The following is a 14,729-nucleotide window of genomic DNA, read 5'->3' as shown; positions in this document are numbered from 1 at the left end:
CTAGATGAATACGAGACCGACCGTAATGAATAAACCGCTTACAAGCATGGCAATGACACAGAAGCCCATGATGTCCTTGGCTGACAATCCTGCAATCGCAAGGGCTGGTAATGCCCAGAACGGCTGGATCATGTTCGTCCATGCGTCTCCCCATGCTACTGCCATCGCAGTTTTAGCTGCATCAAATCCAAGTTCTTCACCAGCAAGGAGCATGATCGGTGCTTGAACCGCCCATTGACCTCCACCAGATGGAACGAAGAAGTTGACGATACCTGCACTAAGGAAGGCGAAGAATGGGAACGTGATATCGTTAGAAATGCTCACGAACCATTGCGACATTTCAGCTGCGAGTCCAGATGCGACCATCATCCCCATGATCCCAGCGTAAAATGGGAACTGAATGATGATGCCTCCTGCTCCTTTCACCGCCTCCGAAACGCTGTTGATGAATCTTCTCGGCGTACCGTGCAGCAGAATTCCGAAGAACAAGAAGATGAAGTTCACGATGTTCAAGTTCAAGCTGAATCCGTTCGTCGCGAAATAATAGACGATGAACGCCAATCCGAGCAACCCGATGATCAGTGATAAAATCTTACTGTTCTCCATCTTTTCAGCAGGTGTACCCGCTTCGACGGTCGCTGCTTGTACATCAGAATCTTTTAACACAGAAGGATCGATGTAATAGGCATTCTCTTTCGAATTCATCATCAAGCGGTTTACAATCGGTAGCACGATGAACAACGAGATGACGATGAAAATATTGAACGGTGCGAAGATCGTTTCCGATGTCGGAATGATCCCGATCATGTCACTCGTAAAATGATCTGGTGTCGCAATCGTCAACGGTATGGATCCGGAGAATCCGCCATGCCAGACGAGGAATCCACTATACGCACTGGCAATCAACAAACGATAATCGACCTTCTCTACTTTCTTGGCCAGTTCTTTCGCAAACAAGGCACCGATGACCAATCCGAAGCCCCAGTTCACCCAACTTGCGATCAATGAAACAATCGTGACGAAAACGATCGCTTGGCCTGGCTTGGAAACGAGCGAAGCCATCCCTTTCAGGATCCTTTTGAAAAACGGACTGCTCGCAAGAACGAATCCGGTCACAAGGATCAAGACCATCTGCATGGAAAACGTTAATAGATTCCAGAATCCATCTCCCCAATATGTCACCATTTCAACCGGTGTACTTTGCATGATGAGCATACCCATCAAAAATACGACGATCGTCAAAATGACGACAAAAAGGAAGGGATCAGGCAGATACCTCTGCATGATCCGATTTGAAAGTGCTGTTAATCTTTTCAAGACCAATCCCCTCCCTACACGATTAGAAGCTTACAATTCATTAAAATGAATTGGTTGTTACATCATTTGCAATGATGAGCGAAGGCTCAGTCACTTCCTGGATGTCTTCAGGTGTGAATCCTTCTGCCACCTCAACTAGCTTAAGACCTTCTGGTGTTACATCGATTACTGCACGATCGGTGATGATACGGTCGACGACACCTTCACCTGTTAGCGGCAGTGAGCATTTGTTCAAAATCTTCGGTTCACCATTCTTATTGACATGGTCCATAATGACGATGATGCGTTGTGCACCATGGACAAGATCCATCGCACCGCCCATACCTTTAATCATCTTTCCTGGAATCATCCAGTTCGCAAGGTCTCCGTTTTCGGAAACTTCCATACCACCTAAAATGGCGATATCGATATGACCTCCACGGATCATCGCGAATGACTCGGAACTGTCAAAGTAAGAAGCTCCTTTTGTCGCTGTGACCGTTTCTTTACCAGCATTGATCAAATCCGGGTCAACTTCATCTTCTGTCGGATAACGGCCTATTCCGAGCAGTCCGTTTTCCGATTGAAGAACGACTGTCTTGTTATCTGAAATGTAGTTGGCTACTAGCGTCGGCATACCGATTCCTAGGTTCACGTAGAAGCCGTCCTGGATTTCCTTTTCTGCTCTTCTTGCGATACGTTCGCGTACAATTGCTTTATCTACTTTTGTCATGATTCAGTTCCTCCTCTGCTACTTTGTAACCGTCAAGCGCTCGATTTTCTTTTGCTGTTCTCCAACGATCAACTTTTGAACGTAGATGCTTGGTGTATGAATCAGATCTGGATCCAATTCACCGACTTCGCACAACTCTTCCACCTCAGCAATCGTCACTTTACCTGCCGCTGCAATCATCGGGTTGAAGTTACGAGCGGTCTTATTGTAGATGAGGTTCCCCATCTTATCCGCTTTCTTCGCACGAACAAGACTCACATCGGCTTTCATGCCATATTCGAGCAAATAATCCTTGCCGTCGAAGTTACGGACTTCACGACCTTCTGCAAGCGGTGTTCCAACGCCAGCTGGCGTATAGAATGCAGGAATACCTGCTCCACCTGCACGGATTCTCTCTGCAAGCGTACCTTGAGGGATTAGTTCGACTTCCAATTCGCCTGCCAACACTTGGCGTTCGAACTCTTTATTTTCACCGACATAAGAGCCGACCATTTTTTTGATCTGTTTGTTTTTCAATAAAAGACCGAGTCCCCACTCATCGACTCCACAGTTGTTGGAAATGACGGTCAAGTCTTTGACACCGCTTTCAACAAGAGCAAGGATGAGGTTCTCCGGGATTCCGACAAGTCCGAATCCTCCGACCATGATCGTTGCGCCATCTTTGATTTCTTTGACAGCTTCTAAGAATGATGTTTCGATTGGTTTCATAACTTCTTCATCTCCTCTGCTTAAGCTTCATTTTCGATAATGGTTGCGACACCTTGTCCGCCACCGATACATAATGTTGCCAGACCATATTGTTCATTACGTCGCTTCAACTCATGAATGAGCGTTACGAGTACGCGCGTTCCGCTCGCTCCGATCGGATGTCCGAGTGCGATTGCGCCACCATTCACATTGAGGATGTCACGGTTGATATTCAAATCTTTCCCGACCGCTAACGATTGAGCGGCAAACGCTTCGTTCGCTTCGATCAAATTGATCGCATCCATTGTGAGGTTCGCTTTTTCAAGTGCTTTACGTGTTGCCGGAACAGGTCCGATGCCCATGACACTTGGGTCAACACCTGCTGATGCATTTGAACGGATGATTGCCAGCGGCTTCAATCCGAGCTCTTCAGCCTTTTGTCGGCTCATGACGACAACTGCGGCTGCACCATCATTGATTCCGGAAGCGTTCCCTGCAGTGACCATGCCATCCTTTTTGAATGCTGGACGAAGTTTCGCTAACTTGTCAGCAGTCGACCCTTTTTTCGGGTGTTCGTCTGTATCAAAAACAACCGGATCACCTTTTCGTTGAGGAATGGAAACGGGTACGATTTCATCCTTGAATTTTCCGCTTTCAATTGCGTTCGCTGCTTTCTCCTGACTCCATGCCGCGAATTCATCAAGCTCCTCACGTTTCAACTCATGTGATGAGCAAAGGTTTTCTGCTGTAATCCCCATATGGTAATCGTTGAATGCACACCAAAGCCCGTCGTGGACCATAGAGTCGACCACTTTCTGATCGCCCATTTTATAGCCATCACGTGCGCCTTGTAACAAGTAAGGCGCCTGGCTCATATTCTCCATTCCACCCGCAAGGACGACGTCTGCATCCCCAAGCAGGATGGATTGTGCTGCTAGATGGACAGTTTTCAGTCCGGATCCACACACTTTATTGATTGTCATGGATGAAATTTTCTCTGAAAGACCTGCATGAATCGCAGCTTGTCGAGCCGGATTTTGCCCTAAGCCTGCTTGCAGGACATTCCCCATGATGACTTCATCCACTTCTGATATACCAGCTTTTTGTAAAGCTTCTTTAATGACTAGACCACCTAATTGAGTGGCTGGAATTGATTTCAGACTACCGCCGAACGTCCCGATTGGCGTCCGGACAGCACTTACAATGACAGCTTCTCTCTCCATCTCTTTGTTGCCTCCTTGTGAATTGTAGTTCTATGTCTCACCTTGTCTATTTCTCATTTCATTCGAGCATTTCCTCCCTATCCTCCAATATTTCTTCAATTTATTGAAAATTCTTGCCCTTATAAAAATTTTCGCGTTACAATGAAAGTTAGTATGGGTGAAAACGCTTACGATTTTTGCCAGATTGGGAGGTCGAACATGAACTTACCTGAAAAAGTGACCATGATTGAAGTCGGACCAAGGGATGGACTTCAAAATGAGAAAAAGCAAGTTCCAACCAATGCAAAAATTCACTTCATAAAAGGATTGAAAGAAGCTGGACTGAAGGAAATGGAGCTCACTTCCTTCGTATCCCCGAAATGGGTGCCACAGATGGGTGATGCCAAGGAAGTCATCGAGGCTTGTCTGGATGGAGAACGGAATTTCGTCCTAGCACCGAACCGGAAAGGGATCGATCGCATCTATGAAACAGACGTTAAGCATGTCGCAGTTTTTGTAGGCGTCAGTTCTGCATTCAACAAAAAGAACATCAATAAAACGACAGAAGAAAGTATGGAAGAATTAAAACCGATCCTTGCGGAGTTGAAGCAAAAAGGCTATTTTGTCCGAGCATGTATCTCGACAGCCTTCTATTGCCCTTATGACGGGAAGGTCAATCCGGACGATGTAGTCGCGCTCTGCACGCAATTTGCAGATAATGGAGTGGACGAACTGAGCGTTGCGGATACGATCGGGATGGCGAACCCGCAAGAAAGCTATGCTCTGTTCAAAAGGTTGAATGATGAATTGGGAGATCGCCTGCTCCTGACAGCGCACTTCCACGACACGCGCGGAATGGCACTCGCGAATGTGTTTGCATGCCTCCAGGCTGGAATATCAAGATTCGACGCCTCATCCGGCGGACTTGGAGGATGTCCGTTTGCCCCCGGTGCGACAGGAAATGTTGCAACAGAGGATGTCGTCTACATGCTTCATCAGATGGGCATTGAAACCGGCATCGATTTAGAAAAACTCCAGAAAGCCATTCAAGGCATTTCCGGACACGTCTCTAGAAACATTGAAAGTAAATATTACAATTTGAATAACAACACGCATTCTGTTTCTTGACGTTAAGGACTTACAAAACGATATGGAAAAGTTAGATGAACCAAATTCATTTGGTTCATCTTTTTTGTGTATTCATAAATTCATATTATCCGTGAATACTAAAGAAAATCGGGCAAATCAGAAGGGAAGCAGTGAGCTCGTCATGAGTTTCTTCCGCAAACGAAACCGGATGAAAGATCAATTCAGTACAAATCAAAAGAAGGTCACGCATTCTCCGATTAATGAAGTTTCTCGGTCACTGAAGGAAAATGTTGCAGCTCTTCGTGAAAGTCTTGGTCAAAGTGACGACATTATCATCAGAGAATTCCAGATCTACCAGCAAATCAACGCTTCCATCGTTTATGTAGATGGACTTGTAGATATCCAATCCATACAGGAATTTATTTTAAAAGTCATGATGTTCGATCATGATTCCAAAGTACTTCGCAATGAAAAAAAGAACGATCTTGATCTCCTGAAAAAACAAGCAATTTCCATTGGTGAAGTACATGATGAGAAGGATTTCAAGAAAACGTTGAACAACATTTTGTCTGGGGATGCCGCTATCTTCATAGAAGGTATCAACACAGCGGTCATTGCTGCTACTCGTGGTTGGGAACATCGTGAAGTTACAGAACCGACTACACAAAATGTCATCCGTGGTCCAAAGGAATCTTTTACAGAAAGCATCAGGACGAATACGTCACTTTTACGTCGGAAAATTAAAGATCCAGACTTGAGAGTGGAAACGAACATCATCGGAAAACATACACAAACGGATGTATCTATCATCTCCATCTCATCTGTTACCAACCCTAAAGTACTTCAAGAAGTACGTGACCGTCTTAAACAGATTGACATTGACGGCATCTTGGAAAGTGCTTATATAGAAGAATTAATTGAGGATAAGACGTCCTCCCCTTTCCCTACTGTTTTTAACACCGAACGTCCAGATGTTGTTGCTGCTGCTTTATTGGAGGGAAGAGTCGCCATCCTCATCGATGGAACACCTTTCGCACTTATTGTGCCTGCATTGTTTATCCATTACTTCCAATCACCTGAGGATTACTATGAGCGTTCATTCTTTGGAGTCATAAGAGTTTTAAGGTTCCTAGCTTTTTTTGCAGCGTTACTCATTCCATCACTATACATCGCGGTAACAACATTTCATCAGGAAATGATACCGACTCAACTATTAATTGACTTAGCAGCACAAAGAGACGGAATTCCCTTTCCTGCACTCGTTGAGGCTTTAATCATGGAAGTAACCTTTGAGATTTTAAGGGAAGCTGGTATTCGGATGCCACGAGCAGTCGGACAAGCGATATCAATTGTAGGCGCACTGGTTCTCGGCCAGGCTGCTGTCCAGGCGGGACTTGTCTCTCCGACAATGGTTATCGTCGTATCCATCACTGCAATTTCCAACTTCGTATTCCCTTCTTACGACATGGCACTTTCTGTCCGAATTCTACGATTCGGCTTTATGATTCTTGCCGCCACATTTGGCTTATTCGGAATCGCAGTCGGACTATTTTTATTGCTTTTACATTTATGTAGTCTACGTTCTTTCGGTATGCCGTACATGTCTCCGATTGGACCTTTCAGCTTAAAAGAACAAAAAGATGCTGTATTCAGATTCCCTAGAAGATGGTTGATCACCAGACCTCGATTGATAAGTCAAATAAATACAACGAAGCAACAATACCATTCGCCTCTGAATGGCAAGAGAAAGCAATGATGATAATGAGGAGTGATGATAGAAATGAGATCTTTTAAAACTTTTATTGTAATTCTCGTATTCATTACTCCCCTCCTCTCAGGCTGCTGGAACAGCCGTGAATTGAACGAACTCTCCATAACGACTGGTCTTGGAATTGACAAAGTGGATGGGCAATATGTTTTTACAACACAAATCATTAATCCGAGTGAGGTAGCAAAAGAACGCTCTGCAAAACGGACAGTAGTAACGACCCTAGATGAAAAGGGAGATACACTTTTTGAAGCATGGAGAAAAATGACGAAAAAAGCTGAAACAAAAATGTACTTTTCGCACGTTCGGGTACTTATCATCGGAGAAGACCTTGCAAAAGAAGGAGTTTCAAAAATCATGGACGTTATGCTAAGGGACCATGAATATCGTTCTGACTTTTTCATCTTAATTGCAAAAAATGGTAAAGCCAATGACATTCTCTCAATCTTGACAACCATGGATGAAATTCCTGGAAACAAGTTGTTCAAATCACTGGTTACATCCAGCACATCATATGGTTCAACGACGGAAGTATCGTTGGACACTTTCATTACCGAACTGGTAAGCACAGGGAAAAACCTCGTTGTAACAGGAGTCTTCATTGAGGGGGATGAAGAAGAGGGGCAAACGGAATCAAAATATAAATATATCAGTCCTAAAACCTATCTCATGTATAGTCCTTTAGGTGTGTTCAAAAAGGATAAGCTTATTGCTTGGATGGAAGAGAAAGAAAGTATTGCCTATAACTTCTCTCAAGGCAATATCCAAAGCACATTGATTAATGTTCCATGTGTCGAGGGAGATGGACTCGTTGGTGTTGAAGTGATCAATACAAACGCTTCAATCAACACAGAACAAAAAAACAAAAAAATTCAAGGTGATGTTTCTGTGGAGATAAACGGAAATATTATGGATTCGGAATGTGTTTTACCACAGCCATTCAATGATCCAGATTATATGAAGAAATTTGAAAACAACATGAATGAAACCATTGAAAAGGACATTCGAGAAGCCATTAAAAAAGCGCAAGACACTTATCAATCTGATATATATGGCTTTGGAAACGCTCTTCATCGTAGTCATCCTAAAGTTTGGAAACGAGTAGAGAAAGAGTGGGATAGTTTATTCCCAAACATCGAGGTTGAGGTCAAAGTAGATTCAGCAATTCATAATACAGGATCGATTTCAGAATCTCCAGAGATTGGAGGATGAAGTAGATGGGGTTCACTGTAGGAATGTTATTGTTAGCGATACTTTTTGTAACTGTAGAATTACCACCCTTAATCAAGGAACAGCAATTCTATCCAAGTATCATTTATTTTGTCCTGCTAGCATTTGCAAGCATACTTCTAACTCTTTATGGATTTGATGTGAAAATCCCCAATCCATTAAATTTAGTAAGTTATCTTTTCGAACCAATCAGTACGAGTATTCTCAATCTATTTAAGTAAGGAGGAACGTTTATGGGAAAAGAGGAGAGTATTAGTTCCCGTCAGTTTGTACTTCTCGTCTTGTTATTCACTGTGGGAAGTTCAATCATCATCATTCCATCAAGTCTGGTTATTACGGCCAGTCAAGATGGTTGGATCTCCGCAATTGTCGCCTCCATCATAGGATTGGGCTTGGCTTATCTTTATTCCTCATTTCCTAAACGGTATCCTGGAATGAATTTACCGAGCATCGCTGAACTTGTTTTAGGTAAATTTTTGGGGCGTATCATCATCGTGTTCTATTTTTTCTTTTGCTTCACGCTTGCTGCACTCGTATTAAGAAATTTCGGCGATTTCATGAAAACGAAAATCATGTTGGAGACACCACTTGAAGCGATCCATATCATGTTTCTGATTCCGGTCATTTATGCAGTGAAATTGGGCTTAGAAACATATAGCCGAGTAGCGGAAATCACTTTTCCCTTTGTCGTACTGATGTTCATCATACTAGTCGGCCTTACGTCTCCACAAATCAATCTGACGAACATACAACCGATTGCAGGGGAAGGTTTGAAGACGATTTTTGGGGGCTCACTATCTATGGTTGGAGTTCCCTTCCTTGAATTGGTCATTTTGACCACATTTTATACGTCCATCAATCATCCGGAGAAAACGAGAAAAAGCTTTTTATTAGGTGTCACATTAGGTTCGTCTATACTAATCGTTACGACCTTATTTACCATCCTCGTTCTCGGAGTGGAACTGACAAAACTGAAAGTATACCCTACCTATGTGTGGGCAAAGAAAATCAGCATAGCAGACTTCTTAGAGCGGATAGAAGTCACGGTTGCTGCATTATGGGGAATCACCCTGTTCTTTAAACTGGTTCTCTCATTCCATGCTTCACTCATCATGCTCAAGAAATTGTTCAATTTGAAAGATTATCGCTTGTTGGTCATTCCGATGTCATTCATCTTATATATCTACTCACTGATTGCCTATCCAAACAGCGCCTATTTCATCGACTTTGCCACGAAAACGTGGCTCGCTTATGCATTGTTGTTTGGTTTGATATTCCCTTTACTGCTCTTAATCATAGGATCCTTTAAAGGAAAGGGACAATCTTGATTATCTACTCTTTCAACTCTTTTAACACTTCTATCGCCCAATCACACCATTCAATCCAGCTTTTCATATACCTTTTACCAAATTCGGAGGTGAAATATTCTCCGAGCGCAGCTTTCTTGTCTTCATCTGTTGGATATTGTGTCTGTTGCCAGACGTTCATATGATGAACACCGATTCTATGATGCTCTTTACTCTGTTCTAAAAATCGTATCGCATCATCCGGATCAATCAGATGGAACAAGGAGACTCTCAACAACTGTTGGTCTTTCAATTTGGGTGGCTCGACTTTATAGTTCAACAACCACTTCAATAATTCTTCTCTTCCTTTGTCTTCAATTGAATAGACCTTTTTATCCGGTGAATCCTCTTGTGGATAGATGACAGAACTCACCCACTCCTCTTCTTCCAGCTTGATCAATTCACGATAAATTTGTGTGTGATGCGCTGACCAGAAATGGATCATCGTTTCCTTAAATTGCTGATTCAGTTCGTAACCCGTCGATGGTTTCTTGGTTAATAACCCGAGTATTGCGTATCGTAAAGCCATTTTTATCCTTCTTTCTTCTCAACTGAATACATCTTATCACAAAATTTACAAACAAACAGATACAAAATAGTTGCACCACTTCACTAATGCTTTATACTTAGGGTGTATATGTGTAAATTCACATATACACCTGAATTTATTTTTACATAATACGAGGGGGCGAAATCTTGAGTTTCTTAACTAAATTCAGTCTGAAGAATCCGATTGCTGTTGTTATCATCGGTATTTTATTAGTGATTGGCGGACTTTTTTCATTCAGTAATTTGAAAGTCGATCTACTTCCTGACATTGAATTCCCACAAATGTCTGTGCAAGTCGTCTATCCAGGGGCTTCCACCCAGGACGTAAATGAGAAAGTCACCGACAAATTAGAAGAACAATTGAAAGGATTGAACGATGTCAAAAAACTGCAAAGTCAATCCTTTGAAAGCTTTTCCGTCATCAATCTGGAGTTTCCATTCTCCACAAACTTGGATGACGTAGAACGTGAAATCGAAAGTTTGATTGAAGACGCGGATCTACCGGAGAATGCAAAACCTGAAATCAACCGTTTTTCATTCGGTACATTTCCGATTTACAACATTTCACTCTTCCCTTCCGGTGAAGGTGAAAATTTCAAAGCGTTCGTTGAAAATGAACTGATTCCAGAAATCAATAAAATTTCTGGAGTGAACAACATTTCCGTAGGTGGATTGGAAGACGAATCCATCGTCATCACGGTCGATAAAGAAAAAGCCAGACAAAATGGCTTGAACTTGAATCAAATCAAAGAAACAATTAATCAGCATTACATGTCCTTCCCTGCTGGTTCCATTGAACAGGAGACGATCTCCGTCCCTGTCCGTGTCGAAGAAAAAATCGAAACGATCAATGAACTGAAAGCTCTCCAATTGAGTTCTGGAGCTACAGGGCAACCCGCTCAACAGGAAGGTCCTCCTTCCGGTGAGGGTAATGCAGGGCCACCGAGTGGTGGAAACGAAGCAGGACCTCCTGCCGGAACTGCACCGACTCAGGCACCAGAACCTGTAACGTTAGGGGATGTTGCTGAAGTCGAAGAGACGGCAGAAAGCGATGAAATCACACGTTACAACATGCAGGAAGCCTTATCTGCTGCCATTACGAAAAAACAAGGCGCAAACACTGTTGAAGTATCAGAAAAAATCATCACGACACTCGAAAAGTACGACGACAGAGTGGATTATGCGATCGGCTTCGACCAAGCTTCTGGTATCAAGCAGTCCGTTGAAAAGCTTGTGAAGGAAGGGTTGTACGGTGCTTTATTCGCATCCCTTGCAGTATTGTTGTTCTTGCGAAATATCCGTGCAACGATCATCGCCATCATTTCCATACCACTATCCTTGTTGATCGGGGCCATCTTCTTAGACCAGATGGACATCACATTGAACATCATGACGCTCGGTGGTATGGCGGTTGCAGTCGGTCGAGTCGTCGATGACAGTATCGTCGTCATCGAAAACATATTCAGGCGAATGCGCAAAAGTGATGGAACGGAAGATCGCAACGAGCTCATCTTAAGCTCGACGAAAGAAATCTTGAAAGCAATCGTCTCTTCTACGTTGACTACGGTTGTCGTCTTTTTACCATTAGGATTTGTCGGAGGCGTGACAGGAGAATTCTTCTTACCTTTCGCATTGACGATCGTATTTGCTCTACTCGCATCCCTTATCGTAGCGGTTACGATTGTTCCGATCCTTGCAAAAGTGTCGTTCAAAAATGTAAAGCATGAAGAGAAAGTGACCTGGCTTCAAAAAGTGTATGTCAGCCTGATCAAGAAATCCTTGAATCACAAAGCGGTTGTCATCATCCTGTCCTTCTTGCTGCTTGGAGGTTCGTTCTTCATGACCTCTCAACTCGGATTCGTATTCTTACCGAACGAAAAGCAGAAGACATTGATTGCATCCGTTGAGATGCCAGCTTCCACTACACTCGAAAACACGAATGAAGTTTCGTTACAAGTCGAGGAATATTTTGAAGACCAAGACGGCATAAAGGATGTCACCGCAGCTGTCGGAAGCAGAGACTTCCAGACTGGACTTAAGCGTGAAAATGTCGCCAACTACTTCATCAACCTGACTGAGTCTGCAGATGTGAGTGGCGTTATTGATATGCTGGAAGACGGAATGAAAGAGATCGTCACCTCTGAAAGCGAAGATGCTGTGGTCAGCGTTCAAGAACTTCAGTCTGGAGGACCACCGACTAATAATGCCGTGAACATCGATCTATACAGCAATGACCTTGATAAGCTCCAAAAAGCAGCAGCCAAGGTTGAAGCTTATATGAAAGAGAACGATGATCTGGATTATGTAAGCAACAACTTCTCTGAAAAACAACCTCAATGGAAGGTTGAAATCGATCCTGAAATCGCGTCTGAATATGGCGTATCTGGATTCATGATTCTAGGCATCATCAGCGAACAGACGAAACCTGTGAGTGTCGGAGAACTTCCGATTGGTGAAGAAGATTCATCTGTAACGCTCCAGTATGATGAAGATGTGACCTCACTTGAGGAGCTTGAAGAACTGCAGATATTCACAAGCAAAGGTCCCGTTCCACTCTCTGAACTTGCTGAAGTGAAACAGATTGAAGATGTCGCTTCCATCCAAAAGCTTGATGAAAAAGTCTTTGCTCGTGTATCTGCACAGATTCTAGGTCAAAACATCCAAACCGTTTCAAACGAAGTGGTCAGTGGTGTGAAATCTGATTTAGAATTACCAGACGGCGTTTCCCTTGAGGGCGGTGGTGGAAGTGATGAGACGGTAGAAACGTTCCAACAGCTAGGTCTTGCAATGCTAGTAGCCATCGGACTCGTTTATCTGACGATGCTTATCACATTCGGAAAAGCACGTATTCCGTTCATCATCCTGTCTTCACTGATTTTCGTACCGATTGGATCCATTGGTGGCTTATGGTTGACGGGTGAACCACTCTCCATCAGTGCCATGATCGGTGTCCTGATGCTGATCGGTATCGTAACGACGAACGCGATCGTACTCGTAGACCGCATCGGACAGAACCGATTTGAAAAAGGAATGTCGATTCGTGAGGCTTTATTGGAAGCAGGTAAAACGCGCTTGCGCCCAATCTTGATGACTGCTTTCGCCACGATTGCAGCCTTGTTACCATTGGCGTTTACAACTTCATCCGGTACGTTGATCTCTAAAGGACTCGCTATTGTCGTCATCGGTGGATTAACCACTTCCACCTTCCTGACATTGATCATCGTCCCAGTCATCTATGAACTGTTCTTCTTCAAACAAGCACGAAAAGAACGAAAACAAGCAGTAGATGCATAATAAAAGAAGGCTGATCCCGCTTTTGTAGCGGAGATCAGCCTTTTTCGTTACCTTTATGTGCTGTTTTTTAGTTTGATAGGGACGAATAGGCTCTATTCGTTACCATCACAAGCAATTTTCCGCATCTTAGGGACGAATAAGCGCTATTCGTTACCATCTCAGTCATTTTCCCGCTCCTTAGGGATGAATAGCCCCTATTCATTACCATCTCAAGCAATTTTCCGCATCTTAGGGATGAATAGCCCCTATTCATTACCATCTCAAGCAATTTTCCGCATCTTAGGGACGAATAAACGCTATTCGTTACCATCACAATCAGCTTTCCACTTCGTATGGATGAATAGCCCCTATTCATTACCATCTCAATTAATTTTCCGCTCCGTCGGGGTGAATAGACTCTTTTCAAGATGAAAGGAGTGCCATCACGGCACTCCTCCTTCATTATTTGAACGTTGACATGAACTTCTGATCGATTTTGTTCTTCAGTTTCCAGGCGAGTTTGCCGGATGTACATAACGAACCGTAGCGTAGGTAGCCGTGCCGTTCACCGGTCGATAAAATCGTTAAATACCGCTTTTGCGGTTTAAAATGGTAGCCCTCACCAGAACCCAAAAAGCCTTTCAAGTTGTCCCACAGCACTTCCCCTTGTCGTACCGCCATGACACCGTTCCTCGGAATTTCTGGGTACTGCCGGACAGTAACGCCATTACCAGAGCCGAAGATGAATGGAAATTCCTTCACCTGCAATGTGTCCTCTACGAGAAGATAACCCTCATCATCAGTCGGCAACTTGGAGCTTTTATATAATTTAGGGGCTTCAGAACCTGTCATCCAGAGCAACGAATCATATCGGACAGATTCTCCCCCGACAACCACTTCATGCTCCCTGACTTCTTCTACCCTCTCATTTTCCAGAAGGTGCACTCCAGCATCTAGAAGCTTCTGTTTCAACTGCTTTTTACAACGATCATCTTCAGATTCTCCATAAATGGCTGAAGAACTGATAAGGCTCACTCGTCCCTCATCACCATGTTTCTTTTTCCATGATTGGATTGAGAAGCCAAGTTCGATTCCAGCTGCCCCACCGCCGATGATGACGACCTCTCCTCGTCGACTTTCATCCGTTCCGAGCTCCTGGATCTGTTCTTTTCTGTTCAAATGATAAATGGCATCAGACTGAGGCAGGTCCTCAATACCTTTTCGTCTTGTTCCGATGTCAAAGGAGAGCACATCAAAAGACAGGATGTCGCCTTTTTCGGTGAGCACCATTTTCTGTTTTGCATCAACACTCATTGCCGTTCCTTCAACGAATTGGACGCCTGCCTTCTCACTCAATTCAGCCAGGTCGATTTCCAACTGGTCTAACGAGTAGATGCCCTCCACATATCCTGAAAACATACCGGAATAATAATACGATGAAGTTGGATTCAATAAAGTCACTTCACAATCTGGAAGCTGATGATCTTTTAATTTTTTCAATAAAGAAAGGTGGGCATGGCCACCTCCGATTAACAACAATTTCTCTGACATACAAC

At 43.5% G+C, this 14,729-nt stretch carries 11 protein-coding genes; 5 read left to right on the top strand and 6 right to left on the bottom strand.

What is annotated here, in order from left to right; translation table 11 throughout:
* The 4 genes from ACXQIQ_RS01465 to ACXQIQ_RS01450 are packed head-to-tail and all read right to left on the bottom strand — an operon-like array spanning nt 1 to nt 3,939.
* Nucleotides 1–1,317, bottom strand: a complete 1,317-nt coding sequence (locus ACXQIQ_RS01465; RefSeq protein WP_439300495.1) for a short-chain fatty acid transporter — start codon at nt 1,315–1,317, stop codon at nt 1–3.
* A 40-nt stretch (nt 1,318–1,357) separates the two neighbouring features.
* The gene (locus ACXQIQ_RS01460; protein WP_439300496.1) at nt 1,358–2,029 is read right to left on the bottom strand and encodes a CoA transferase subunit B; all 672 of its coding nucleotides are present in this window, start codon (nt 2,027–2,029) and stop codon (nt 1,358–1,360) included.
* An 18-nt stretch (nt 2,030–2,047) separates the two neighbouring features.
* Entirely contained in the window at nt 2,048–2,737 is a 690-nt protein-coding gene (locus tag ACXQIQ_RS01455) for a CoA transferase subunit A (protein ID WP_439300497.1), read from the bottom strand.
* 20 nt (nt 2,738–2,757) lie between these two features.
* Nucleotides 2,758–3,939 carry an acetyl-CoA C-acetyltransferase gene (locus tag ACXQIQ_RS01450; protein WP_439300498.1) on the bottom strand — a complete coding sequence of 394 codons (1,182 nt, stop codon included), beginning with the start codon at nt 3,937–3,939 and terminating at the stop codon, nt 2,758–2,760.
* A 198-nt stretch (nt 3,940–4,137) separates the two neighbouring features.
* Between ACXQIQ_RS01450 and ACXQIQ_RS01445 the strand changes: the two genes are divergently transcribed.
* The 4 genes from ACXQIQ_RS01445 (at nt 4,138) to ACXQIQ_RS01430 (ending at nt 9,333) form a co-directional block, all read left to right on the top strand.
* Nucleotides 4,138–5,046 (top strand): hydroxymethylglutaryl-CoA lyase, encoded by a 909-nt coding sequence (locus tag ACXQIQ_RS01445; protein WP_439300499.1) that lies wholly within the window; start codon nt 4,138–4,140, stop codon nt 5,044–5,046.
* Between the two features lie 142 nt (nt 5,047–5,188).
* Nucleotides 5,189–6,763 (top strand): spore germination protein, encoded by a 1,575-nt coding sequence (locus tag ACXQIQ_RS01440; RefSeq protein WP_439300500.1) that lies wholly within the window; start codon nt 5,189–5,191, stop codon nt 6,761–6,763.
* A gap of 15 nt (nt 6,764–6,778) precedes the next feature.
* Nucleotides 6,779–7,987 carry a Ger(x)C family spore germination protein gene (locus ACXQIQ_RS01435; RefSeq protein WP_439301959.1) on the top strand — a complete coding sequence of 403 codons (1,209 nt, stop codon included), beginning with the start codon at nt 6,779–6,781 and terminating at the stop codon, nt 7,985–7,987.
* A gap of 251 nt (nt 7,988–8,238) precedes the next feature.
* A complete protein-coding gene (locus ACXQIQ_RS01430; RefSeq protein WP_439300501.1) occupies nt 8,239–9,333 on the top strand; it encodes a GerAB/ArcD/ProY family transporter in 1,095 nt (364 codons plus the stop codon).
* 4 nt (nt 9,334–9,337) lie between these two features.
* Here the strand turns inward: ACXQIQ_RS01430 and ACXQIQ_RS01425 are convergent, their stop codons facing one another.
* On the bottom strand, nt 9,338–9,880 hold the full coding sequence (locus tag ACXQIQ_RS01425; protein WP_439300502.1) for a PadR family transcriptional regulator: 543 nt from the start codon (nt 9,878–9,880) through the stop codon (nt 9,338–9,340).
* Nucleotides 9,881–10,047: 167 nt separating this feature from the next.
* Here ACXQIQ_RS01425 and ACXQIQ_RS01420 point away from each other — a divergent pair, with 167 nt between their 5' ends.
* A complete protein-coding gene (locus ACXQIQ_RS01420) occupies nt 10,048–13,194 on the top strand; it encodes an efflux RND transporter permease subunit (RefSeq protein WP_439300503.1) in 3,147 nt (1,048 codons plus the stop codon).
* 441 nt (nt 13,195–13,635) lie between these two features.
* Here ACXQIQ_RS01420 and ACXQIQ_RS01415 read toward each other — a convergent pair whose 3' ends face one another.
* A complete protein-coding gene (locus ACXQIQ_RS01415) occupies nt 13,636–14,724 on the bottom strand; it encodes an FAD-dependent oxidoreductase (protein ID WP_439300504.1) in 1,089 nt (362 codons plus the stop codon).
* Nucleotides 14,725–14,729: the final 5 nt, after the last annotated feature.

The sequence above is a fragment of the Pseudalkalibacillus sp. Hm43 genome, from assembly GCF_054170705.1.
This window is presented reverse-complemented; position numbering and strand designations above follow the sequence as displayed.

Coding starts and splice junctions, on each gene's coding strand:
- ACXQIQ_RS01460 (WP_439300496.1), bottom strand. CDS start 2,029: ATGACAAAAGTAGATAAAGCAATTGTACGCGAACGTATCGCAAGAAGA.
- ACXQIQ_RS01435 (WP_439301959.1), top strand. CDS start 6,779: ATGATAGAAATGAGATCTTTTAAAACTTTTATTGTAATTCTCGTATTC.
- ACXQIQ_RS01425 (WP_439300502.1), bottom strand. CDS start 9,880: ATGGCTTTACGATACGCAATACTCGGGTTATTAACCAAGAAACCATCG.
- ACXQIQ_RS01455 (WP_439300497.1), bottom strand. CDS start 2,737: ATGAAACCAATCGAAACATCATTCTTAGAAGCTGTCAAAGAAATCAAA.
- ACXQIQ_RS01440 (WP_439300500.1), top strand. CDS start 5,189: ATGAGTTTCTTCCGCAAACGAAACCGGATGAAAGATCAATTCAGTACA.
- ACXQIQ_RS01450 (WP_439300498.1), bottom strand. CDS start 3,939: ATGGAGAGAGAAGCTGTCATTGTAAGTGCTGTCCGGACGCCAATCGGG.
- ACXQIQ_RS01430 (WP_439300501.1), top strand. CDS start 8,239: ATGGGAAAAGAGGAGAGTATTAGTTCCCGTCAGTTTGTACTTCTCGTC.
- ACXQIQ_RS01445 (WP_439300499.1), top strand. CDS start 4,138: ATGAACTTACCTGAAAAAGTGACCATGATTGAAGTCGGACCAAGGGAT.
- ACXQIQ_RS01415 (WP_439300504.1), bottom strand. CDS start 14,724: ATGTCAGAGAAATTGTTGTTAATCGGAGGTGGCCATGCCCACCTTTCT.